The sequence below is a fragment of the Paenibacillus sp. FSL K6-2441 genome, assembly GCF_037964765.1.
GTDB lineage: Bacteria > Bacillota > Bacilli > Paenibacillales > Paenibacillaceae > Fontibacillus > Fontibacillus phoenicis.
Genome location: NZ_CP150174.1, coordinates 4,329,363 through 4,352,123, shown reverse-complemented (window position 1 = coordinate 4,352,123; position 22,761 = coordinate 4,329,363). Strand labels below are relative to the sequence as shown.

The window sequence follows — 22,761 nt, the reverse complement described above, 5'->3', positions numbered from 1 at the left end:
TCTTTTTCGTGACGTATTGGTTTAAACAGCGGTGTTACCGTCTCCCCTATACACTTGGGCTTTTTCGACTATAATGATTATAAAACAGCGGTTTTGCCGTCAAAATGGATTTAAGAAAACAGTTAAGGGTAAAAAGGTGAACTCGCTTTTTTGCCCGAGGTACTAGAAATGAGGAGCTATGTTCAACCGCATCCGAAGCATGCTGACAACGCTTACTGACCGGATTTCGCGCAGGCTGGTCAATAAGCTTGTTTTGTTGTTTACGACGATTATTATTCTAGTGGTTGGTCTTCTGACGATTATCTCCTATGAGATGCTAGAACAAGAATCCGTGGAGCACAGCATGATCAGCACCACCAACAATCTGAAGCTGATTAATCAGAAGCTGGAAGATTACCTCGCCGGCGTGGAACAGATGTCTCTTCCGCAGATTCACTACGAGGACATCCTGCAGGCGATTATGAACGAAGAATCGGATTATGCGTCGAAAATGTACCTGGAGGACTATCTGCGTGAACTGTTTTACTCGCGGAACGACCTGGAGAGCATTTATCTCTATTTGATCGACCAACACAAATACTACTCCATTACGCGCGAAGCTTATAACGTTTCGGTTCGGGTGAGCTATCAGGAAGACATTCCGAATCAGCCGTGGTACAAGCAGGCGATGGAGAGCCGTCATAACGAGGCCTATCAATCGTTTATCGTGCCGGGGGCGAAGTCGGGTTACAACATGACCGTGGAACCTGACTTTATGGGGTACCACCGTGTGCTGCGCGCCTTGGTGACTCGCGAGCCGAAAGCGATCGTCTCCTTCTATTTGAAGCCAACGGTCAAAGACCAGATTCTGAAGGATGTTCCGTTCGAGAAAGGCGAGCATCTGCTTTATCTGGATCCGAACAATGTTCCTTTTCATGTGGATGATCCTGCTTTTTTGGAGCAGATTGAGGATGCGCCATGGCTCGCCCGGCTTGACAAGAACGGTTCTAAGAAGCCGGTCACCTGGACCGACGAGGCTGGCGATAAATATTTGATTATTTACAACATTGAAGCGAACGGAGGTTGGAAGCTGGTCAAACCGATTCCGTACAGCAACCTTTACGCGGCTGCCAGAGCCACGCGGAATATCGGATATTTGATTGGCTTGATTTTTTTGTTGATTTCGCTCATTCTGGTGACTTTGTTTTCCAATAAAATTACGAGTCCGCTCAAGGATTTGTCTCTTCAGATGCGCCGCTTTAGCGAAGGGACCTTTGACGCGGAAATCCCGGTGAAAGGTCGGGACGAGATCGCTTATTTATCCCGGCATTTCAACCGGATGGTGCGGCGGACCAACGATTTGATCAATGAGCGCTACAAGATGAAGCTGGTTGAGAAGAACGCGATCCTCAAGGCACTGGAGGCCGAGATTAACCCGCATTTTCTGTATAATGCGCTGCAGGCAATTTCGACCAAAGCGCTCAAGAGCGGGGATGACGAAGTGGCCGATATGGTGGATGCCTTGGCGCTGACGCTAAGATACTGCATAAGTGGAAAAGACATCGTGAACGCTAGGGAGGAGCTGAAGCATATCGAACGTTATCTCGCGTTACAGAAGGCCCGGTTTGGCAGTCGTCTGCAGGTAACGGTCGAGTGGGAGGAAGCGCTCAAGGAGCTGCAAATTCCCAAGCTGTCCATTCAATCCCTGGTTGAAAACTCCATTAAGCATGGGCTAGAGAAAATGTCGAGCGGCATCTCCATTCGTATTCGTGCCGAGCTGGGGGACACGCATGCGGTAATCTCCGTCAGCGACAACGGTCCAGGTATTTCTCCGGAACAGATGGAGCAAATCCAGGCGTCCTTCCTCCAAGATTGGGAGGAGCAGGAAGGAGAGAACATCGGGCTCAAAAATCTGTATACCCGCTTGAAGCTTCTCTATGGGAAAGAAGCGGAGCTACGGATCCAGAGCGATGAGCACGGGACGGAGATGTGTATGTTAATACCGCGGGGGGGCAGCAGTCATGTATAAAGTATTGATTATCGACGATGAGGAACCGCTTCGCGAAGCGATTCGGATTTTAGGGAATTGGCAGGAGCTTGAGGTGGATGAAATCCGGGAAGCAACGGACGGCAAGATGGGACTCGCCATGCTGGAACAATACAAGCCGGATATCGTTATGGTGGATATGAAAATGCCGGAGCTGAACGGGGTCGACTTCCTGCGGATTGTAGAGGAGAAGTATCCCGAGCTGCTGACCATTGTGATCAGCGGGTATGACGACTTTGAATACACCCGTCAGGCGATTCATGCCAAAGTGGTCGATTATTTGCTGAAGCCGGTCAATCGTCAGGATTTGAATCAGGCGCTGCGCAAGGCGGTAGATGTGCTGAATGCCAAACGCGAGCGACAGAAGGAATCGATCACTCGAAACATTGCGTTTAATATGTCGCTCCCGAAATTAAAGGAGAAAATCTACTTTTCCATTATTGAACGGAGCTTTAAGAAGCAGAGCAGCCAGGCGTTCCTCTCGTTAATTGGGGCGGATGAACCGGATCATCGATTTGGGGCGCTCGTCCTGCGAATCTTGAACATGGAAGCCGTGCAGGACAGCCGGTTCCATCGCGACCGGGAGCTGCTCCATTTCGCGGTGGCCAATGTGATTAATGAGATCGTGGTGGACAATCTGCAGTGCTTCAGCTTTGCCAATCCGAAGCAGGAGCGGGAAGTGATCGCCGTCTACACGGTGAAGGGGGGCTACCCGCAAGAGATCGCTTTTCGTGCAGGGGAACTGATGAAGAAAATCGTTTCGACGTTAAGCGATCTGTTTGGCATGCTGGCAGCCGGAGGGATCGGCCGGTATTGCGAGGATGTGCTGAACCTGGCTGAATCGTATGATGAGGCCGTTGCCGGCATTCAGAGCATCGACCTGCTGAAGCTCAAAGGGACCGCCGTCATTGGAGAAGCGGACAAGGCAGCGAACAAGGAGACGTTCTCCTTCTCCAACCGGATGCCGATCTTGCGGGGAGCGTTAGAGGCAGGCAATGTAAACCATGCCAAATCGGTGATGGCCGAGTTTACCAAGAGCATCAAGGCCGCCGGCTTCTTCAGCATCGGCGCAGCCGATCGGTTGCTGCGGGAAATCGTCGTGCTGATGAATGATACGGCTTCGGAGCTGGGCGTTCCGGCGGACAAGCTTCCTTCCCCCGGCGTGGATCGTTCGTTGCAAGCGCTTGGAATCTGCACGGATGTGGCTACGTTTGATCAGTTCGAGGCCTTGCTGCTCCATCTAACCGAGTATTATCACGAGCAAGTCCGCCGCTCCATGGCCGCAGGCCGTCCATTCAGCGTCGAGGTGATCAAGGAATATATCGACCATCACTATTTTGAGGACATCAAAATCTCCATGTTCACGGAGAGATTTTTTTTGAGCCGCGAGTATTTGATGAAGCTGTTTAAGCAGCAGTATGGCTGCGGCATCCATGAATATGTGCAGAAGGTCCGTATGGATAAGGCGAAAGAACTGCTTGACGATTCGTCGCTCAAAATTCAGGAGATCTCGGAAATGCTGGGTTATAAGGATAAGAACTATTTTAGCAAGGCGTTCCGGAATTATTATGCTTTGTCACCGTCCGAATACCGCCAGCAGCAGGAGGAGGAAAGGGGCAAAAAGTGAACTCGCGACCGGACTTCACTTTTTTACCCTTTTTTCGCCACATATCTACATTTTATTACCCGACTCCTTTCATTAAAATAGGGAGCATAGTTAATATTAACCATAAAGAAAGTGGGGGCAAAGTAATGAAGAAAAAGATTCTGGCCTTATCGTTCAGCCTGGTGTTGATCATGGGCCTGTTGTCCGCATGCGGAGGCAACAATAACGCGGCGAATAACGGGGCAAGCAACACAGGTGCCGGTAATGGCGCGGCGACGGATGATTCCAAACCCGTAACCATCAATATGTTCACGGCTTCTCCGGAATATACCGACGCGTTTAACGCCTACATTGAGGAATATAAGAAAGTGAAGCCAAACGTGACGATTAACCTGGAAATCATGCAGGCGGACTACAACACCGTATTAAAATCCAGAATCGCAGCGGGAAGCACGCCTGACGTATTCCAAACTACGGCGGGTGGGGATATCGACACCTTTGCTGAGTACAGTGCGGATTTGACGGATCAACCGCTGGCTGCGGCCATGACGGATGCGGTACGCGCCAATATGACTTCCTCCGACGGTAAAGTGCTTGGCTTGCCGGTTAAAGGGAACTTGTTCTCCTTAATCTATAACAAGCAGCTGTTGGATGAAGCTGGCGTGATGACATTCCCGAAAACGACAGCGGAGTTGGACGACGCCATCGCTAAACTGGAAGCCAAAGGCATTACGCCGTTTGCGAATGCGTATAAAGAATGGTGGGTATGGAAACACATCTTCCAACATTTCGTGAACGCTGCCGCTCAAGACGCTGGCGTAACGTCGCAAGATCTGGTGAAGAGCTTTATTGCCGGTGATGCGAAAATCAAGGATTATCCGGCGCTGTACGACAGCTTCTTTAACTTCATCGATACGACAGTGAAGCATGGCACCGACAAACCGCTGGAACGCGACAGCAATGCGCAAGTCAGCGACTTTGCATCCGGCAAAGCGGCGATCATGACAGGGAAAGGTGCATGGGACGAAGAAGCGATCAAGAAAATTAACCCAGACATTCAAATCGGCATTGCCGGCTATCCGGTCAGCGACAAAGCAGATCAATCGATGATCATCACCGGTGCGGACCAAGCTCTGCGCATCAATAAAGACTCTGCGGTCGTCAACGAAACGATCGAGTTCTTTAACTGGCTGTATACTTCCGACTACGGCAAGAGCTGGTTCTCCACGATTGCGAAGGTTATTCCTCCAATCAAGGACGCTCCGCTTCCAGAACTGGATATGCCGAAGCAAATGAACGAAATTCTGAAGTCTGAGCCATCGGGTGACCTGGCGATCAACTATTCGCTGGATACGTTCCATCAAAAATTCGGAGAAATCATGCAAGCTTACATCGGCGGCAGCAAAACAAAAGATCAAGCTGTGACCGAAATCGAGCAAGCATGGGTACAACTGGGTTCGGCGGAATAAACATCGAGAATCTCGGTTGTTCGTAAACCACAAAATGAACCCGGCACCATCTATCGGTGCTGGGTTTTGCTTTTACTTAGGACAGGTAAGGAGTGTGCGAGGGTGATGAATCAAATCGAGCTTCGGGAAAACGGCTTACATCTCGTATTGGAAGTCACCGACGAGCAGGATGTGCGGCTGCTTCATTTTGGGGCAAACGCGCTGAATGAAGCGGTGATCCAGAAGGAGCAGAAACCGGGCTTCCGCCTGATGGAGCTGCAATTAACTGGAGAGGACCGGGCTGAGTATCACGGACGAACCCACCGGGCATCGTACCCGGGACTACGGATGGTGTATGCCGGCCATACCAAAGGACGCAACGAGTTGGGGAGGAAGCTGGAAATTGCGCTGCGCGACCCGAAGACCGGGCTGCAGGCGGTGCAGCACATCCAATTTTACGACGGGGTGCAGACGGTCCGGGCTTGGGCAGAACTGTACAATGCCGGGCCGGAAGCAGTAGGTATAGAGTACATTTCTTCCTTTGCATTGACCGGTTTGGATAAGGAAGGCAGTCAGGATCGGGACGAAAAAATGTGGCTGTCCATCCCCCACACCGGATGGCAAAGCGAGCTGCAGTGGCGCACTTACAAATTGCCTGAGCTCGGCTTATCCCATTTGACGGACCGCAGCTCCAAGCGGATCTCCTGCAGCAATACGGGTTCCTGGTCGGCGGCCGAGCATATCCCGATGGCTGTCCTGGAGAACCGGGAGGCGGGGAGCGTCTTGTTCTGGCAAATCGAGCATAACGGCTCTTGGCACTGGGAGATCTTCGACCAGGTGGACCAACTGACCTTGCTCCTCAGCGGTCCGACCGAGCACGATAACCATTGGTGGAAATCGCTTCAGCCTGGCGAGCGGTTTATCAGCGTACCGGTTGCCGTTGGCGCGGCCAATGGCGGCTTTGAGGAAGCGATCGGCCAGCTGACCGCTTACCGGCGCCGGATTCGCCGGCCAAACGCGGATAACCGGGAGCTGCGGATTATTTTCAACGATTATATGAATTGCCTTTGGGGTTCACCCACGACGGCGAAGCTGCTGCCATTGATCGATGCCGCCGCCGAAGCGGGCTGCGAATACTTCTGCATCGATGCCGGCTGGTACGCTCCGGGTGAGTGGTGGGACGGCGTGGGAGAATGGCTGCCGTCTTCAGAACGGTTCCCGGAAGGGATCAAGTACGTGTTGGATTATATCCGGAGCAAAGGAATGGTGCCGGGATTATGGCTTGAGCTGGAGGTTATGGGCATCAACAGTCCGAAGCTGGCTGACACGGACGACAGCTGGTTCTTCATCCGGCACGGCAAACGGGTGATGGACCGCAGCCGATACCAGCTGGATTACCGCAACCCGAAGGTGGTGGCCCACGCCGATGAGGTCATTCGCCGCTTGGTGGAGGACTATGGTGTCGGCTATATCAAAATGGACTACAACATCAACGCCGGAATCGGGACGGAAACAGCGGCAGACAGCTTCGGCGACGGACTGCTGCAGCATAACCGCGCGTACTTGGCTTGGCTGGATCGGATTTTCGAACGCTATCCGGAGCTCGTCATCGAGAACTGCTCCAGCGGGGGGATGCGGATGGATTACGCGATGTTAAGTCGTTACAGCATCCAATCGACCAGCGACCAGGAGAATTACGTGAACTATGCGGCCATCGCCGCTGCATCCCCGTCTGCGCTGACGCCGGAGCAATCCGCCATCTGGTCGTATCCGCTGCGGGAAGGCGACGATGAAGAGGTCGTCTTCAACATGGTGAATGCGCTGCTGCTGCGTGTGCATCAGAGCGGTCATCTGGCAGAGTTAAGCCCGCGGCGCCGGGAGCTGGTGAAGCAGGCGCTGGACTATTACAAGACGATTCGCGCGGACATTCCAGAGTCGTTGCCGTTCTGGCCGCTGGGGCTGCCCAAGCAGCAGGACGACTGGATCAGCCTGGGCCTGCGCCGGCCGGACAGCGATACGGTATATCTGGCCGTATGGCGTACGCGCGGGGAAGCCTCGTCTCAAGCCTTGCCGCTTCCAGCGCTGCAAGGGGAGGCGCTGGACATCCGCTGTGCCTATCCGCAGGACTTGGTTTGCGCGTGGAACTGGGATGCCGCTGCGGGTCAGCTGACGGTCACCTTGCCTTCCGCACCGTCTGCCCGATTGTTCGAAATCCGCCGTAAACGGTAGGAAGTTTATATCTAAAGATCCGCATCGCTGCTTTTTGCTGGAGATGTGGATCTTTTTTTTGAACCTATGGAATCCTAGTGTTGTTGACATGAAACCAAATGGTGTCATATAATCACTGTTATTAGGAAACCTTTTGGTTTCATATTAACTGAACAATCATGAGTAAAAAGGAGAATAGACGATGGAACAAAACAATACGGGCAAGCTGCCGGATATCCGGCACACGATCCTGCTCAATGCACCCATCTCGCGGGTATGGGAGGCTGTAGCTACGTCGGAGGGGATTGCCGCCTGGTTTATGCCAAACAGCTTCCAGCCGGTATTAGGGTATGAGTTTGTCCTGCATGCCGGCCCGTTCGGAGACTCCCCGTGCAAGGTGACGGAATTGGAGCCGCCGCACCGGTTATCGTTTAATTGGGGCAAGGATTGGACGGTGACCTTCGAGCTGGAGGAAAAAGGGGAGCAAACTGAATTTACATTGATTCACGGCGGGTGGACCGTCGACCAAGTTACCGAATTCGGCGAGGCGCACGAGCTGGTTCGCGGCCGCATGGATCAAGGCTGGACCGGTATCGTCGTCAAGCTGGCCGAATACGTACAGGGGTAAGCCATGGCGGAGGCAGCCTCTGCAAAACATGACGTGTTCCAGGCGATTGCCGACCCAACGCGCCGGGAGCTTCTGAAGCTGCTGAGCGGGCAAGAGCTGCCGTTGAAGGACATCAGCAGCCGGTTCCCGATCAGCCGGACCGCGGTATCCAAGCACCTGCGCATCTTGGCCGAAGCCGGACTCGTGCGCGAGCGCAAGGTCGGTCGGGAGACGCGCTATCGCCTGGACGCCGACCCGCTGCTGGAGCTGAAGCGCTGGCTGGCGTATTTCGAGCGGTTCTGGGAGAACAAGTTGTCCCTGCTCAAGCACTATGTTGAATCCGAACCGGGCGCGGAACCGGCGGGACTTCGCCCCGTCCCGACGCCGCCGTCCGGCAGCGCAAGCGAGACTCCGGGCGAATAAATGAAGCCTCCGGCTGCACCTCAATAGGTGGTAAGCCGGAGGCTTTCCTCCTGTTCACGGCGGATTACTGGTCTCAGGGATTAAAAGGGGGCCGGACATCCTTCTGGCTTGGACAGGCTGTCTTCCCCGGGTCTCCCATCTGGTATATAATGGGTGTGGACTATTTCATCATGGCAAGTTACTTCCAAAAAACGCTCAAGGAGGTTGTTGACATGAAGTACGTCAGTTTGGGAAGAACCGGATTGAAGGTCAGCCGTTTGTGCCTGGGAACGATGAATTTTGGGCCAACGACGGATGAGAAGGAAGCGTTTAAAATCATGGACGCTGCGATTGATGCCGGCGTCAATTTCTTCGATACGGCTAACGTCTACGGCGGTACGTCGCATCGCGGCTGGACTGAGGAGATCATCGGCCGTTGGTTCGCGCAGGGCGGCGGTCGTAGAGAGAAGGTCGTGCTGGCGACGAAGGTGTACGGAGCGATGAGCGATCCTGCGTCAGATCCGAATGAAGGCAGTTCCGGCTTATCGGCCTACAAAATCCGCCGCCATCTGGACGATTCGCTGCGGCGGCTCGGCACGGACCATATCGAACTGTACCAGATGCATCATGTCGACCGGAACGTTTCTTGGGATGAGTTATGGAATGCTTTTGACATCGCGCAAAAACAAGGCAAGATCGGATACGTTGGCGCCAGCAACTTTGCCGGGCGGGATCTTGTGAAAGCCCAATATGAGGCGAAAGCCCGCGGGGCGCTGGGCCTTGTCTCCGAGCAGCATAAGTACAGCCTCCTGTGCCGTCTGCCGGAGCTGGAGGTTCTGCCTGCAGCCGAGGAGCTGGGGATCGGCGTCATCCCGTGGAGCCCGTTGGACGGAGGGATTCTCGGCGGGAATCTGAATCCGCAGCCGGGCTCGCGTACGGCCAAGCAGACCGAACGGATCGAGAAGCTGCGCCCGCAGCTGGAGCGGTTCAGCCAGCTGTGCAAAGAGCTGGGCGAATCGGAAGCCACGGTGGCCCTCGCCTGGACGCTGGCGCATCCGGCGGTTACGGCGCCGATTATCGGGCCGCGCACGCTGCAGCAATTTGAGGAATCGCTGCGGGTTGTCGAAGTCGAGCTGAGCGAGGAGACGCTGAAGGCCATCGACGAGATCTTCCCGGGTCCGGGCGGTGAAGCGCCAAAAGCCTACGCCTGGTAAAAGGCTATGCGAGGAAGGAGAACGAGACGATGATGCGATACGTACGGGGCACGGACCTGGACATGAACACGATATATCAGGCGTTTCAACGCGGTTTTGCCGATTATATCATCCAATTTAATTTGACCGAAGCGGAGTTTGAGGATCGATTTTTTGGTCCGGAAGGCAATGCGCGTGAGCACTCCTTCGTGGCTCTCGACGGCGAAGAACCCGTGGGGGTTGTCTTGGGCGGCAGCAAGGTCTACGAGTCCGTCCGAACGATGCGCTGCGGCGCGCTGGCCGTCAGCCCGGAATACCGCGGCAAGGGAGTAAGTGCAGGTTTGATGGGCCTGCACCGGGAGGAGGCGCTGCAAGCCGGTTGCAAGCAGTTGTTCCTGGAGGTCATTGCCGGGAACGACCGGGCGATCGCTTTTTATCTAAAAAGAGGATACCGCCGTGTGTACGACGTCTCGTTCTTCACCCTTCCCGATGCTTCCCGACTGGAAGCCCCGCTTGGGGCTTCTGCGGGAGTGCCGGTGGAGCAGATTACGTTCGAGACCTTCGCCGATCTGGTGGGCCCTTGGAGATATTTTCACATAAACTGGCAAAACGATTTGGAGTATCAGCAGCGAACTCCTTCCAACGTCTATTACGGCGTTCAGGTGGACGGTGAATGGGCCGGAGGGCTCTCGATTAGTCCAACTGGCAAGATTAATATGCTGATTGTCAGCAATCGGCATCGGGGACAAGGCTTGGCCACCCGGATGCTGGTCGCTGCCCGCGAGGAATTAGGCTTCGTTAAATTCACAGCCTCTTTGCCCGATAATGCCTTGCTGGAAGGATTTTTGGACCGGCACGGGTTTGTTCGCGATAAAATCAGCCTGCATGAGATGTACCTGCGCTTATAAAATGGGGGCATACCGGACCTAAAGTGTTGACATTGGCCTTGGACATCGTTTATCATCATGTAGACCAATCGGTCTAATCTTACGCGGAAAGGTACCGGTATGCATGCCCAATCAGAATCCAACCCGACAGTTGCTGATCGAAACGACGGCCAAGCTGCTGCAGAGCCAAGGGTATAACGCGACGGGGCTGAACCAAATCACCCAAATGAGCGGTGCACCCAAGGGATCGTTGTATTACCATTTCCCTGAAGGCAAAGAACAACTCGCGTGTGAAGCTGTCGTTTACACCAAGAACGTCACTTTGGCGAGCTTGCGCGCCGTGCTGGAATCCACAGAAGATGCAATTGGGGCCGTGCAAGCGCTGCTGCTTCTCATTGCCGAGAACTATGACCGCGAGGATGCGAAGCTAGGGGTGCCGATTGGCATCGTCGCCCACGAGACCGCCCGCAGCAACGAGAATATTCGTCAAGCCTGCTGCGAAGTGTATGACGCCTGGATCGCTGAATTGGAGAAGAAATTTATCGCTTCCGGCTACAGTGCGGAAGAATCGGCGGATTTAGCCGTTCTGATCAATGGGATCGTAGAAGGTTCGATCATCATGTGCTTAACGCAAAAGAGCAGCCAACCTTTGCACACGGCAGCTCGTTTGATTCCGCGGCTCTTTCCTGCCTGAGCCCCGTTGCTCGGAGGCCCTTGCGGCAGAAGAAGGAAGCGAGATCGCGCCCCTTTATTTTAAATTTTATATATAGAACGGTCTATTCAGTCGCCAGCACGAACCCCAAGGCATGCTTTGCCTTGTTCATATATATGAAACCTAGAGAGAGACGCAAAGTCCAAAAATAGGAGAAGATGGAGGTAACCCTACAAATGAATACATCAACGATGTCATCGGCTCAAGGCGCCGGTGTGGAAGGGATCAGGCGTTTACCAATTACAATAGCCCTGGTCATCGGGGCCTTTGTGTCCATATTAAATGAAACCTTGCTGAATGTGGCCTACACTGACTTGATGCAAGAGCTACACGTGGGGCCTTCGACGATACAATGGCTTTCTACTTCTTATATGTTAGTGATTGGGATTCTGGTGCCGATTACGGCGCTGTTGATTCAATGGTTTACGACGAGGCAGATGTTCCTGTCGGCGATGATTCTGTTCCTGGTCGGAACGGTCGTTTGCGGTATTGCGCCTTCGTTTGGCGTGCTGCTTCTCGGTCGGATCATTCAGGCGATTGGAACAGGGCTGCTGCTTCCGGTGATGATGAATACCATTCTGACGATCTATCCTCCGGAAAAAAGAGGCGCGGCCATGGGTACGATCGGCCTGGTCATCATGTTTGGTCCGGCGATTGGTCCTACCCTGTCCGGCCTGATTCTGGATGTGTTGGATTGGCGTTGGCTGTTCTATCTGGTGATTCCGCTCGCGGTATTATCCATCGTCTACGGAGCGCTGTATTTGCGGAACGTGTCGGTATTGACGAAACCGCGGGTGGATCTGCTGTCCATTCTGCTGTCGACGATTGGCTTCGGCGGCATCGTATACGGGTTTAGCCACGCGGGCGAAGGTGAAGGCTGGTCGAGTCCTGTCGTCTACACTTGCCTGGTCGTCGGATTTATCGCTTTAATCTTGTTCGTTTGGCGGCAGCTGCGGGTCTCTGAGCCGACCTTGGACGTCCGCGTCTTTAAATACCCGATGTTCACCTTGTCGGCGATGCTGCTCATGGTCATGATGATGACCTTGTTCTCGACGCTGATTATCCTGCCGATGTACCTGCAGGGCGCACTGCTGTTGGCACCGTTCGCAGCCGGTCTCGTCTTGCTTCCCGGCGGGGTAATCAACGGTCTGATGTCGCCGGTGGCGGGGCGGCTGTTCGATAAATTCGGTCCGCGCGCGCTGATCGCGCCGGGGCTCATCATCGTTATCGCCACCTTGTGGTTCATGCGCGGCTTGTCGACGGACAGCTCGACCGGTGAGGTCATCGCCTTGCATATCACGTTATTGATCGGGATTTCCTTGGTGATGATGCCGGGGCAAACGACGGGGCTGAATCAGCTGCCTCGCAACTTATATCCGCATGGCACCGCGATCATGAACACGCTGCAGCAGGTGTCAGGCGCGATTGGTACCGCGCTGTTCATCAGCATCTTCTCGCATGGCCAAGAGCGTTACCTGAAGGCTTCGGCAAATCCGCAGGATCCGGCCGAGCTGGGGAACGCGCTGGTGTCCGGCATGCACCAAGCCTTTACCATTTCGATGTACGTTGGCGTGGTGGCGTTGTTGATCGGCTTGTTCTTGCGCCGCACCTACGCGCCGGAGGAAACGCAGGCCGCTGCGGGCAGCCATCCGGAGTTTAAGCCGGAGGTTCAACCGGAATCGCGTTAATCCTAAGGAATTCAAAGGCCGTCTATGCTCCAGACGGGCAAAGACCGGTTCGGTGGCAAGCTTCCATCGGACCGGTTTGTTGCGTTTACCAAATGTGAACATTCTGGAAAACTTGAGGATTTCGATTGATCATCCGGCAACTAACAGGGATGATGGAATAGGGGATTATTGCTTACCTGCAAATGGGGAGCAGGCAAGAACCAAGATGAACGGAGTGAGTTTTTCGTGCCTATTTCATCCCGTATGATCGGTGTGCTGCTGGCGCAGGTCGGCACGCCGGCGGAGCCGACGGCCAAGGCGGTGCGGCCCTTTTTGCGCCGTTTTCTATCCGACCGGCGCGTGATCGATTACCCGCCGCTGCTGTGGCAGCCGCTGCTGCGCGGCGTGATCCTGGCCGTTCGCCCCAAGCGCTCGGCCCGGCTGTATGCCCGCATTTGGGGCGAGGAGGGTTCGCCCCTGCTGGCGATCTCGCGCCGGCAGCAAAGCGGCCTGCAGCAGCGCCTTGGCGAGCGCTATAAGGTTGAGCTGGGCTTCGCCTACAGCGAACCGGACATCGCCCAGGCGGTAAGCCGCCTGGAAGCAGCGGGGGTGGACCGTATCCTCGTGTTGCCGCTGTATCCGCAGTACTCGTCCACGACCACCGCCGCCATTTATGATGCGGCTTGCTTTGCCGCCCTCGGCAAGGACCGGCGCTCGGGTTCATCCGCGAAGCGCTTTGTGCCGGAGCTTCGCCTGGCGGGCGCCTTCTTCGACCATCCCGGCTATATTCGCGCGATGCAGACGCATCTAACCGCACTGCTGCAGCGCCTGCCGCAGCCGCCGGATCACTTCCTGCTGAGCTTTCACGGTATCCCGCAGCGGTATGCCGACGGCGGCGACCCGTACCCGGAGCAGTGCCGCGAAACCGCGCGCCTCTTGGCGGAGGCGATGGGCTGGACGCCTGAGCAATGGGATATCGCGTACCAATCGCGGTTTGGTCCGGAGACGTGGCTTGGACCCTCCACGGCAGAGCAGCTGCAGCGCTTGGTCGACCGCGGCGTGAAACGGCCGTTGGTGTTTACCCCCGGATTCGTCACCGACTGTCTGGAGACGTTGTATGAACTGGGGATTGAGGCGAAGGAGGAGTTCATTGCCCGATGCGGCGGCACCGTGGGCGATGATGGATTTACGGTCGCCCCCTGTTTAAACGATCAGCCGGATTGGCTGGACGTCCTCGCGGAGGTTGTCCGGACCCAAACGAAGGGCTGGATCGACGACTAATTGAACGCGGCCTGAAGCCGCAAGCTTTCCAAGGGAAGACAACTTCCCGAAATGGCTATACTGACAACAAGAAAGTACATAAGGAAGGGGCATCCGTTTATATGGAACGGTTTTTTAAGTTGAAGGAACATGGAACGACCATTCGAACCGAGCTGTTCGCTGGGTTAACCACCTTTCTGGCGATGGCCTACATCCTGGTCGTCAACCCCGCGGTGCTTAGCGCTGCGGGGGTTCCGTTTGATCAGGTGTTTATGGCTACGGTGATTGCGGCGGTCATCGGCACGCTGTTTATGGCGCTGTTCGCCGGGCATCCGATCGCCATCGCACCCGGCATGGGGTTAAACGCCTACTTTACGAGCGTTGTCGCCAGCACCGGGTTGTCTTATCAGACAGTGCTGGGCACGGTGTTTTTTGCCGGGGTACTGTTTCTGCTGCTGAGCTTCACCCGGCTGCGGGAAGCGCTGATCCGCGCCATTCCTGATTCGCTGAAATTCGGTATTACCGCAGGTATCGGGTTATTCATCGCCTTTTTGGGGCTAAAAATGTCCGGTATCGTCGTGGCGAATCCCGACAACCTGGTGACGTTTGGCGATTTGCACCGCTCGGTGACTTTGCTGACCTTGTTTGGCGTCTTTGTCACGCTGGTGCTGATGGCCCGCCGTGTTCCCGGCGCGCTGTTTATCGGCATGGCGCTGACCGCGGTGCTTGGTTATTTCACTGGCCAGCTGAAATTGGACGGCTTCGTATCCGTCCCGCCGGCACCGGTCTTCTTCGATCTGGATTTGTCCGGCGTCTTTAGCCAAGGGCTGTATACAACCGTATTCGCATTTCTGCTCGTCACGTTGTTCGACACGACCGGCACGCTGATTGGCGTTACTGAACAAACCGGCGCGATGAAGAACGGCGAGCTTCCCCGGGCCAAGGCCGCGCTGCTCGCAGATGCGACGGCAACCACCATCGGCTCGATGTTTGGTACAAGCCCTACGACCGCCTACATCGAGTCGACGACCGGCGTGGCTGCGGGCGGCCGCACCGGCCTAACATCGCTCGTCGTCGCCGGACTGTTCCTGCTGTCGATGTTCATCTCGCCGCTGGTGGGAGCCATCTCTGGTCTTCCGGCCATCACCGCACCCGCCTTGATCATCGTCGGCTGCTTTATGATGGAAGGGCTGGCCCGGATTCAGTGGAAATCGTTCGACGAGGCGTTTCCGGCCTTCGCCATCCTGCTCATGATGCCGCTCACCGCCAGCATCGCCACCGGGATCGCCGTCGGGTTCATCACGTATCCTGTGATGAAGCTGGTCAGCGGCAAAGGGCGGGAGGTTCATCCGCTGCTTTACGTGTTTGGCGTGATCTTCGTGATTCAGCTGGCCTTTTTCCCGGCGCATTAGGAAATTGAAGAAGATTTTGTTACCCGTTTTAACCTGGGTGAGACCCTTTTTTCGGTAGGCCGTCATATAATGAACCTGTAAGCCATACAATGGAAATCCTGAGGCGGTAATTCGCTGGATGTGCTGACATAGAAAGGCGGACCTGACATGAAAAATTGGTTTACAGCGCTGCTTCCCCTGGCGCTCATTGTAATGTTGCCCGGGCTGGATGCCCATGCGCCGTCGTCCTTCGGATTCCTTCCGGGAGCGGGAACGGGAGCCAAGACGTCGGCCGTTGGAACGGCGGAGCTTAAGTTCCCCGATACGGTCACGGTATACTTGAACGCTGTGAAGCTTGGCTCTGACGGGGCAGTTCTCACGGCGGACCCGATCTTGTGGTATCAGGGGGATGAGGCGGCGGCGATCTTCGCAGAACGCGAACCGGATGCCGGGATTGACGGACCGCCGGACGGTTATTATATCGTAAATGAGACGGAGGAATCGGTGACTTATCCGGTTTCTACGGATGCTGAAGTTGTGCTGCAAATTTATGACCGGACCGGCAAGCCGGAGGATATCGAAATTAGGGCAAATGAAACCGTAACCTTACAGAAATTCAGCAAGTTATTCCAAAACACGGATCTGCTGGATCTCAGCCAATTCCCGTATCATCTCACGCTGAAGGATGGCAAGGCCGTCCGGATCGTGCAGCAATATGTGCCGTGAAATCCTGCATATGCATTAGACCAAAGTCGGAGCGTTCACTCCGGCTTTTTCATTTGGGTGTTGCTGATAAAATCGTGTAGCACAATTTTGCAGTTGTAGTATAATATTTCCTTAGACATAGTTCTTTGTACCTAAAATTTCCTATTGCGCCATTAGGATGAGCCTCACTTCAAGGGGGGAGAACGGATGAACGCCCACCAAATTCATAACAAAAACATCTGGATGTTAAAATTGCTTGTCGGCTTGTTTGTCGTTGCCAGTGTGCTGCAAATGCTTGTCCATCGGCATGTCGAAGTGGCGCAACCGATCTTGGGCGCTTCCCTGCTCTTGGTGCTGGCCGGATTTGTTATCAGACGCCGCTGGCCGCGTCTTACGATGATTTTAACGCTTGTGATGCTGTTCATTTACCTCAATGTTATGGTATTCACGGATTTGTCCGTGACCAGTTATATATTCCTGGGGCTGCTTCCGCTCCTCAGTTTGATGTATCATCATTATCTTGCGGTCGCTGTGGCAGGTGCACTTCATCTCCTGTCGATGCTGTATTTCGCGCTCGCAGACCGCGGGGCGCTGCTGACCGGTAAGCTGGAACGCGCCGACGCTGCTTTTTTTCTGGTATACGGCCTGTTTATTCTATCGTTTTGCTTGATCTATGTGTTGACCACGAAGATGTGGACGCCGCGCGCCGAAAGTGGCAAACAGCAATTGAACGATATCCTTGAAAGCGTATCCGTTGGGGTCTGGACTTATGATCTCAGTACAATGGAGTTGGAGGTTTCTGCCGGATTCGAGCAAATTACCGGATATTCGAGCGAGAGTTTGAAGGGGAAGCAGGTGCAGGAGATCGTTTACCCTGAGGACTTAAAGCTATTCTTCGAGATCCAGCATGAACTCATCCTCCAAAAAACCAACTCCGTGAAGGAATGCCGCATCGTTCGGCCGGACGGCGAAATCAAATGGCTTCAGAACCGGGCACGACCGTATTTCAACGCGCACGGGCACCTCGTAAGGCTGGAAGGAGTCATTATTGAAATTACGGAACGGAAGCAGCTAGAGGAAAAGATTCAATTCTTGGCCTATCATGACGAGCTGACTGGACTTGCCAATCGGGCAAAATTTAATGCGAAATACGAAGAAACACAGGGGCGAGGAGAGCCGGTCGCCCTGATGTTCCTGGATCTGGACAATTTCAAGGAAGTGAACGATACATACGGCCATGAAGCCGGGGATGAATTGTTGAAGCATATCGCAGGCCGGCTGGTTTCCCTGGTCCGGGCACAGGATATGGTTTGCCGTTTGGGCGGGGATGAATTCGTGATCCTGCTGGTGAACTTGCAGGAGGACGGGGTATTAAAAGTGCTGGACCGCATTCGATCCAGCCTGGCTGAAGGTTATGTGTATCGGGGAATGCGCATCAGCATCTCGGCCAGCATTGGCATCAGCCTGTCGCCGGACGGGAACGCCAGCTTAGAGGATATGCTTCGGCTCGCCGATGCAACGATGTATGACGTCAAGCGGGGCGGCGATTCGATCCGGATGACCGCTGAACCAAGCACGCCGCTGCCCAGCTGACTTATTTCTTCTCCCCTCTGTTTTCTTTCCGCTCCAAATAGATAGCTCCGAGCCACTGGCTTGCCGCAAACAAGACCACCATGCCAAGGACCAATAGAAAGCGGTTGTCTCCCTTGCGCAGCAGCAGCTGCAGCAGGAACAAGGCGACCGCCACCTCGGTCCACACCAGGCCGCGTTTGCGCAGCGCCTTGAGATCGTACGCTCCGGAACTCATTTTCCGCAAATTCCAAACGGCGATCACAGTGAGGATAAGGAGAAAGATCAAAGATCCAATCAGGTCTTCTGTGGAGAACATGGACAATACGCGAACCCCTCTTCTACGGTTTTGGTACAACTTACTTGCATTTTAGCTTAAGCCGTCAGGTCATGGCAAACGAATCGAATACATCGGCTTGCGAATTCTAGCCTAATGCCCTTTGTCAAGGACATATCCAACAGCCATTATTTCAAAAGTAAGATATCTTCTTTTTAACGAGATAAAAAGAGGATGATGGAGAATGGCGATCACCAAATTTCTCAAGCTGGTGGAAATCCAGACGAAGGCCGCAAGTATAATTCCGCTTCTGTTCGGCACGGTCTATGCTGTCTATCGGTTCCATGTGTTTGAGCCTTGGCATTTTGTGCTCATGCTGATTTCCTTGCTCAGCTTCGACATGACCACGACGGCGATCAACAACTATGTGGATTACAAAAAAGCGAACCGCAAGCACGGCTACGGCTACGAAAAACACAATGCCATCGTAAAATACGGCATGAATCCGGCCGCGGTGCTAGCACTGATTATTTTGTTGTTCATGATCGCGGTGACCGCGGGAGTGCTGCTCTTCCTTCAGACCGGGTGGCTGCTGCTGTTGCTTGGCGCGTTGTCGTTTGCGGTCGGCATCTTGTATTCTTTTGGGCCGATTCCGATTTCTCGGATGCCGCTGGGCGAAATTTTTTCCGGACTGTTCATGGGATTTGTTATTATATTTGTATCGGCTTACATTCACGCGGGCGACCGCTTGGCTTCACTGACACTGCAGGGCGGTACGGTAGTTCTCCAAGTTCATTTGCTGGAGACGCTGCTGGTATTTCTCATCTCCATACCGGCGATTCTTGGCATTGCCAACATCATGCTGGCCAACAATATTTGCGATATGGAAGAGGATATCGACAACAAACGCTACACCTTACCGATCTACATTGGAAAAGGGCCGGCGCTGATGTTGTTTAAGTTGCTCTATTATGCGGCCTATGTAGATGTCATCGTACTGGCGATCCTGGGGGTTCATCCGATTATTCTGCTGCTCGTGCTCCTCACAGTGGTGCCAGTGTCAAAAAATATCCGAACGTTTACCGCGCAGCCAACCAAGCAATTGACGTTTGGCTTGTCGGTGCAAAATTTCCTGCTAACCAATATGGCGCGTATTCTCGCGTTGGTTGTCGCCGCCGTTCTGCCCTTCTGACGATGGGACCCCGCGGCGAGGCATCCATGTGATCCGGGCCTGACGCGTGGGTTGGCAGACTTGAGGAGGAAGCAAAGACACGATGGACAATAGGGGCAAGCTGCGGATTGGAATGGTCGGCGGCGGTTGGCGGGCTGAATTTTATTTGCGCATTGCCCGCGCGCTGCCGAAGCGTTTTGAAGTTAGCAACATTTATATGCGGGACGAAGCAAAAGGCCGGGAAGTCAACCGGACTTGGGGCGTCCCGGTCACGTCGCATTGGGAGGCGTTCCTGGAGCGGCGGGACTTCGACTTTGTGGTGTTGTCGTTGCCGCGTACGGTCACACCGGAGTATCTGGTCAGGCTCGCCGCAGCGGGCATTCCCGTTCTGACGGAGACGCCGCCGGCGGCCGATCTGGCCGGGCTGCACCAACTCTATGCAAGCGTGGGATCCGCAGCGAAAATTCAAGTGGCCGAGCAGTTCCTGTTCCAGCCGATGCATGCGGCTCGCCTTGCCGTCGTGCGGTCTGGCCTGCTGGGCGAGGTGTCGCACGTGCAGGTATCGGAGGGGCACGGCTACCACGGCATCAGCCTGATCCGGCAACTGCTCGGGGTGGGATTCGAGGATGCGGAAATCCGCGGGGAGCAGATTCAGTCCCCGCTGGTTCAAGGCCCCGGCCGCGGAGGCTGGCCAGAGGAGGAACGGATCGTCACCTCGTCCCAGACGATCGCGCTGTTGCGGTTCGGCGAGCGAACGGCATTGTTCGATTTTACCTACGATCAATATTTCTCGCCGATCCGGCGTCATCGCGTGCTGGTGCGCGGCGTCCGGGGTGAAATCGACGGCACCGAGCTCCGCTATCTCCGTGATTACCGCACCCCGGTGGAGCTGCAGCTGCGGCGGGTGGATGCCGGCCAGAACGGCAGCCTTTTGGGGTATTACCACGAGGGCGTGCTGGCCGGCTCCGAATGGGTTTACGTAAACCCGTTCCGGCCGGGACGGCTGACGGACGAAGAGATCGCCATCGCCACCAGCTTGGAGAAGATGGGGCAATACGTACATGGAGGCCCTTCGTTCTACAGCTTGGCGGAGGCAGCTCAGGACCAATACCTGTCCTTGATGATGGAGCAGGCAGTCCAATCTGGGCAGACGGTGCGGACCGAGCGCCAGCCCTGGGCCATCTAAAAACAACAAAAAGCAGGGTGAATCCATTGACGATTCACTCTGCTTTTTTTCATGTGCGCCCGGCATGGGCGATAACTAGGCGGTGAAAGTCCGCTACAGGACTCATTTTTCCAAAGCGGAAGGAACTAACTATTCTAACGCAAAATGGGGCCAATTGGAGAGACTCCAATCTTTAGGATGGGACCCTTACACATCTTCCATATACGGATCTGCGTTGCAAGTATACAAGTAATGAATAGTATATAATATATAGTGAGGTGATCGAAGTGAACAAAAAGTTACTTATTGGAATGTTCGCCCTCGGTTTTGCTGTTACTTCTTCTTTATACGCGGTACGTGCTAATGCATCCGTTGAGAAGCAAATTAACCAAAACCTTAACAGCTTGGCCGAACAGTTACAAACGGAAGTCACTAATAAAACTGAATTAGCCATGAGTAGTAATCCCTATGATTACATCAAGAACAGCGAAGAGTATGCAAATATTGTAAATCTCGGAACAGATGCTGTTCCAATTTTAGAAAAGAAAATCGATGAAAGTGAAGGAAGCGGTCTTTTTGATTACATTTTTTCAGTTGCTATCGAAGAAATCACAAAAGTAAACCTCAAAGAAGAGGAAAGTACAGCTTGGGATACTGGAGACAAGTTCTCGGAGAAATGGAAGGCAAAACTTAAGACACTTCCTGAAGAAGTTGAAAAAATCGCTAATTCTGAATTAACTGAAGATGAGAAAATTACTTCTCTAAAAAAACTGGGTCTTCCTGCTGTGCCATTTATTATTGACCAACTTGAGGCAGGTAAAACTGAACTTTTCCCAGCAGTTCAGTCTTTGGTTCCGGATAGTCAAACGAAGTCCTTGAAAATGACTGACATAGTACAATGGGCAAAAGAAAACAAGGATAAATTTGATGACCTTAAAGAGTATGTTTTAAGCAAAAAATAATAATAGTCCAACTTGAGGTTGTAAGTGATCCTTTCAAGTAGAACTTATTGGGGCTGTAATTTGACTAAATCGCTCGGATGGAAAGTCAGGGACTGACCCCATAGTGTGGGACAAATAAAAACACCTTCAAGAAAATTCGCCCATGTCGTAAGATATGGAGACAACCTTGGAGGTGTTTTTTTTTCATTGGGAACAAGAGTTAGTTATCCCCCTAGAAGTTAAAATGAAGGCAATTGAAATGAAAATGTCTGGTACACCGGTGAAGGAAATTATGGAGCAATTAAATATCCGAAATAAGACACAAGCGGAAACTTGGATGAGATGGTATCGCAATGGCGAGCAGAACCGTTTAGAGCAGCCAGTAGGTAAACAATACAGCTATGGCAAAGGACCCGAACATACCTCGGAATTAGGGAAGGTTAAGGCGGAGAACCGGTTTGTGAAACAACAACTAGAGCTGCTAAAAAAGTACAACGAGATGGAGAGGGGGCATCGTCAAAGATTGTAATAGAGTGGATTGAGTCGATTCGAGGAGAAGTGAGTGTGCAACAAGCTTGCGCCTGGATCGGAATCCCTCGCGCCACTTACTATCGCTTGAAGGCAAGGGAGAAAATAAACTCGAGAACCACATGGTAGTGAAAATTCGCGAACTCTGAATCCGGCATAAATATCGCTATGGATACCGAAAAATCGCTGCTTTGCTCCGGATGAAGTGTCCGGTAAACCACAAATGTGTACGGAAACAACCAGTCACCGATTCATTTCCGACAACTGGCTGTTTAATCTTGAGAGGTGCTTTGATCCCTGTCTCACAAACGGGGATAGTCCCCAGTCCCTGAAGATTCACTCTGCTTTTTTTGCATGAAGGGGGGCGTTAAGACCGTCGCTTCGGCGCAATCATCAGCCCTGCACCGATAGCGATCAAGGCAATCGCTAATAACGGTTGGCCGAAGATCAGGCGGTTGTACAACGCGCCCAGCGAGAAGACGGCGAAGAACAATAACGAAAGCACGGTCAAAATGTTGATCGGGATCAGCAGGTATTTATTGCGGTTCCCGAACCAGTAAAACTCGAACAACCCCACGGCCGGAGCCAGAATGAAGCCGGGCCACAGGTACTGCCAGCTGTCAAATAATGTTGAAAGTTGACAGACGAGCCCGACGGTGAAGAGAATTCCCCCGGGGATGAGCAGCCCGGTTGCCTTGCGCCCAACGACCGAGAAATACAACCAGTGGAAGAACAGACCGAGCGGAAGGACAAATAAGGTCGGCCAGAAGGTGCCGAACAGCGTTCCCGCGCTGATCGCTTCCTTGCGGAAGAAGAAGAGATAGAGGCCTAGCAGGATGAGCACGGGCCCAATCCATGATTTTTTATTCCAATTCATACGCAAACTCCTTTGTTTATGTACTTATCTGTGATCAGCATACTACAAAAGCCGAAAGAAGACTTCAGTCTCTGGGGGAGACAAGAGCTGGACTTTAGTCCAGTTCCCCTGCCTTGGAATA

20 protein-coding genes are annotated in these 22,761 nt (G+C 53.6%); 18 read left to right on the top strand and 2 right to left on the bottom strand.

Translation table 11 applies throughout. The features are described 5' to 3' along the window. Positions 1-178 precede the first annotated feature (178 nt). The 14 genes from NSQ80_RS20060 (at position 179) to NSQ80_RS19995 (ending at position 17,705) form a co-directional block, all read left to right on the top strand. Complete coding sequence (locus NSQ80_RS20060) at positions 179-2,008, top strand: sensor histidine kinase (protein ID WP_260070929.1); 1,830 nt, start codon at positions 179-181, stop codon at positions 2,006-2,008. After that, the gene (locus NSQ80_RS20055) at positions 2,001-3,653 is read left to right on the top strand and encodes a response regulator (protein ID WP_339300589.1); all 1,653 of its coding nucleotides are present in this window, start codon (positions 2,001-2,003) and stop codon (positions 3,651-3,653) included. Before NSQ80_RS20060 ends, NSQ80_RS20055 begins: the two co-directional genes overlap by 8 nt. A gap of 125 nt (positions 3,654-3,778) precedes the next feature. Then, positions 3,779-5,101: an extracellular solute-binding protein gene (locus tag NSQ80_RS20050; RefSeq protein WP_009223625.1), complete on the top strand. Its 1,323-nt coding sequence runs from the start codon at positions 3,779-3,781 to the stop codon at positions 5,099-5,101. A 105-nt stretch (positions 5,102-5,206) separates the two neighbouring features. Beyond that, positions 5,207-7,309: a glycoside hydrolase family 36 protein gene (locus NSQ80_RS20045; protein ID WP_323079151.1), complete on the top strand. Its 2,103-nt coding sequence runs from the start codon at positions 5,207-5,209 to the stop codon at positions 7,307-7,309. A gap of 181 nt (positions 7,310-7,490) precedes the next feature. Next, complete coding sequence (locus tag NSQ80_RS20040) at positions 7,491-7,916, top strand: SRPBCC domain-containing protein (protein WP_260070931.1); 426 nt, start codon at positions 7,491-7,493, stop codon at positions 7,914-7,916. Between the two features lie 3 nt (positions 7,917-7,919). After that, positions 7,920-8,318: a metalloregulator ArsR/SmtB family transcription factor gene (locus NSQ80_RS20035; protein WP_260070932.1), complete on the top strand. Its 399-nt coding sequence runs from the start codon at positions 7,920-7,922 to the stop codon at positions 8,316-8,318. A 212-nt stretch (positions 8,319-8,530) separates the two neighbouring features. Continuing rightward, positions 8,531-9,511 carry an aldo/keto reductase gene (locus NSQ80_RS20030; protein ID WP_009223629.1) on the top strand — a complete coding sequence of 327 codons (981 nt, stop codon included), beginning with the start codon at positions 8,531-8,533 and terminating at the stop codon, positions 9,509-9,511. A gap of 29 nt (positions 9,512-9,540) precedes the next feature. Next, positions 9,541-10,398: a GNAT family N-acetyltransferase gene (locus NSQ80_RS20025; protein WP_323078077.1), complete on the top strand. Its 858-nt coding sequence runs from the start codon at positions 9,541-9,543 to the stop codon at positions 10,396-10,398. 103 nt (positions 10,399-10,501) lie between these two features. Continuing rightward, positions 10,502-11,071, top strand: a complete 570-nt coding sequence (locus NSQ80_RS20020; RefSeq protein WP_260070934.1) for a TetR/AcrR family transcriptional regulator — start codon at positions 10,502-10,504, stop codon at positions 11,069-11,071. A 194-nt stretch (positions 11,072-11,265) separates the two neighbouring features. Beyond that, entirely contained in the window at positions 11,266-12,777 is a 1,512-nt protein-coding gene (locus NSQ80_RS20015) for an MDR family MFS transporter (RefSeq protein ID WP_260070935.1), read from the top strand. Between the two features lie 225 nt (positions 12,778-13,002). Next, on the top strand, positions 13,003-14,037 hold the full coding sequence (hemH, locus tag NSQ80_RS20010) for a ferrochelatase (protein ID WP_339300584.1): 1,035 nt from the start codon (positions 13,003-13,005) through the stop codon (positions 14,035-14,037). Between the two features lie 101 nt (positions 14,038-14,138). Continuing rightward, on the top strand, positions 14,139-15,428 hold the full coding sequence (locus tag NSQ80_RS20005; protein ID WP_260070937.1) for an NCS2 family permease: 1,290 nt from the start codon (positions 14,139-14,141) through the stop codon (positions 15,426-15,428). Positions 15,429-15,575: 147 nt separating this feature from the next. After that, positions 15,576-16,133, top strand: coding sequence for a hypothetical protein (locus NSQ80_RS20000; RefSeq protein ID WP_009223635.1), 558 nt, complete (start codon positions 15,576-15,578; stop codon positions 16,131-16,133). Positions 16,134-16,319: 186 nt separating this feature from the next. Then, entirely contained in the window at positions 16,320-17,705 is a 1,386-nt protein-coding gene (locus NSQ80_RS19995; protein ID WP_260070938.1) for a diguanylate cyclase, read from the top strand. 1 nt (position 17,706) lies between these two features. Here NSQ80_RS19995 and NSQ80_RS19990 read toward each other — a convergent pair whose 3' ends face one another. Continuing rightward, positions 17,707-17,919 carry a hypothetical protein gene (locus NSQ80_RS19990; protein WP_157273311.1) on the bottom strand — a complete coding sequence of 71 codons (213 nt, stop codon included), beginning with the start codon at positions 17,917-17,919 and terminating at the stop codon, positions 17,707-17,709. Between the two features lie 283 nt (positions 17,920-18,202). Between NSQ80_RS19990 and menA the strand changes: the two genes are divergently transcribed. From menA to NSQ80_RS19970, 4 genes are all read left to right on the top strand, one after another. After that, a complete protein-coding gene (menA, locus tag NSQ80_RS19985) occupies positions 18,203-19,150 on the top strand; it encodes a 1,4-dihydroxy-2-naphthoate polyprenyltransferase (protein ID WP_009223638.1) in 948 nt (315 codons plus the stop codon). Positions 19,151-19,232: 82 nt separating this feature from the next. Beyond that, the gene (locus NSQ80_RS19980) at positions 19,233-20,315 is read left to right on the top strand and encodes a Gfo/Idh/MocA family oxidoreductase (RefSeq protein WP_339300580.1); all 1,083 of its coding nucleotides are present in this window, start codon (positions 19,233-19,235) and stop codon (positions 20,313-20,315) included. A 266-nt stretch (positions 20,316-20,581) separates the two neighbouring features. Further along, a complete protein-coding gene (locus tag NSQ80_RS19975) occupies positions 20,582-21,256 on the top strand; it encodes a hypothetical protein (protein WP_016314271.1) in 675 nt (224 codons plus the stop codon). A gap of 172 nt (positions 21,257-21,428) precedes the next feature. Continuing rightward, a complete protein-coding gene (locus NSQ80_RS19970; RefSeq protein WP_260070959.1) occupies positions 21,429-21,764 on the top strand; it encodes a helix-turn-helix domain-containing protein in 336 nt (111 codons plus the stop codon). A 366-nt stretch (positions 21,765-22,130) separates the two neighbouring features. Here the strand turns inward: NSQ80_RS19970 and NSQ80_RS19965 are convergent, their stop codons facing one another. Then, on the bottom strand, positions 22,131-22,640 hold the full coding sequence (locus NSQ80_RS19965) for a hypothetical protein (protein ID WP_009223641.1): 510 nt from the start codon (positions 22,638-22,640) through the stop codon (positions 22,131-22,133). Positions 22,641-22,761: the final 121 nt, after the last annotated feature.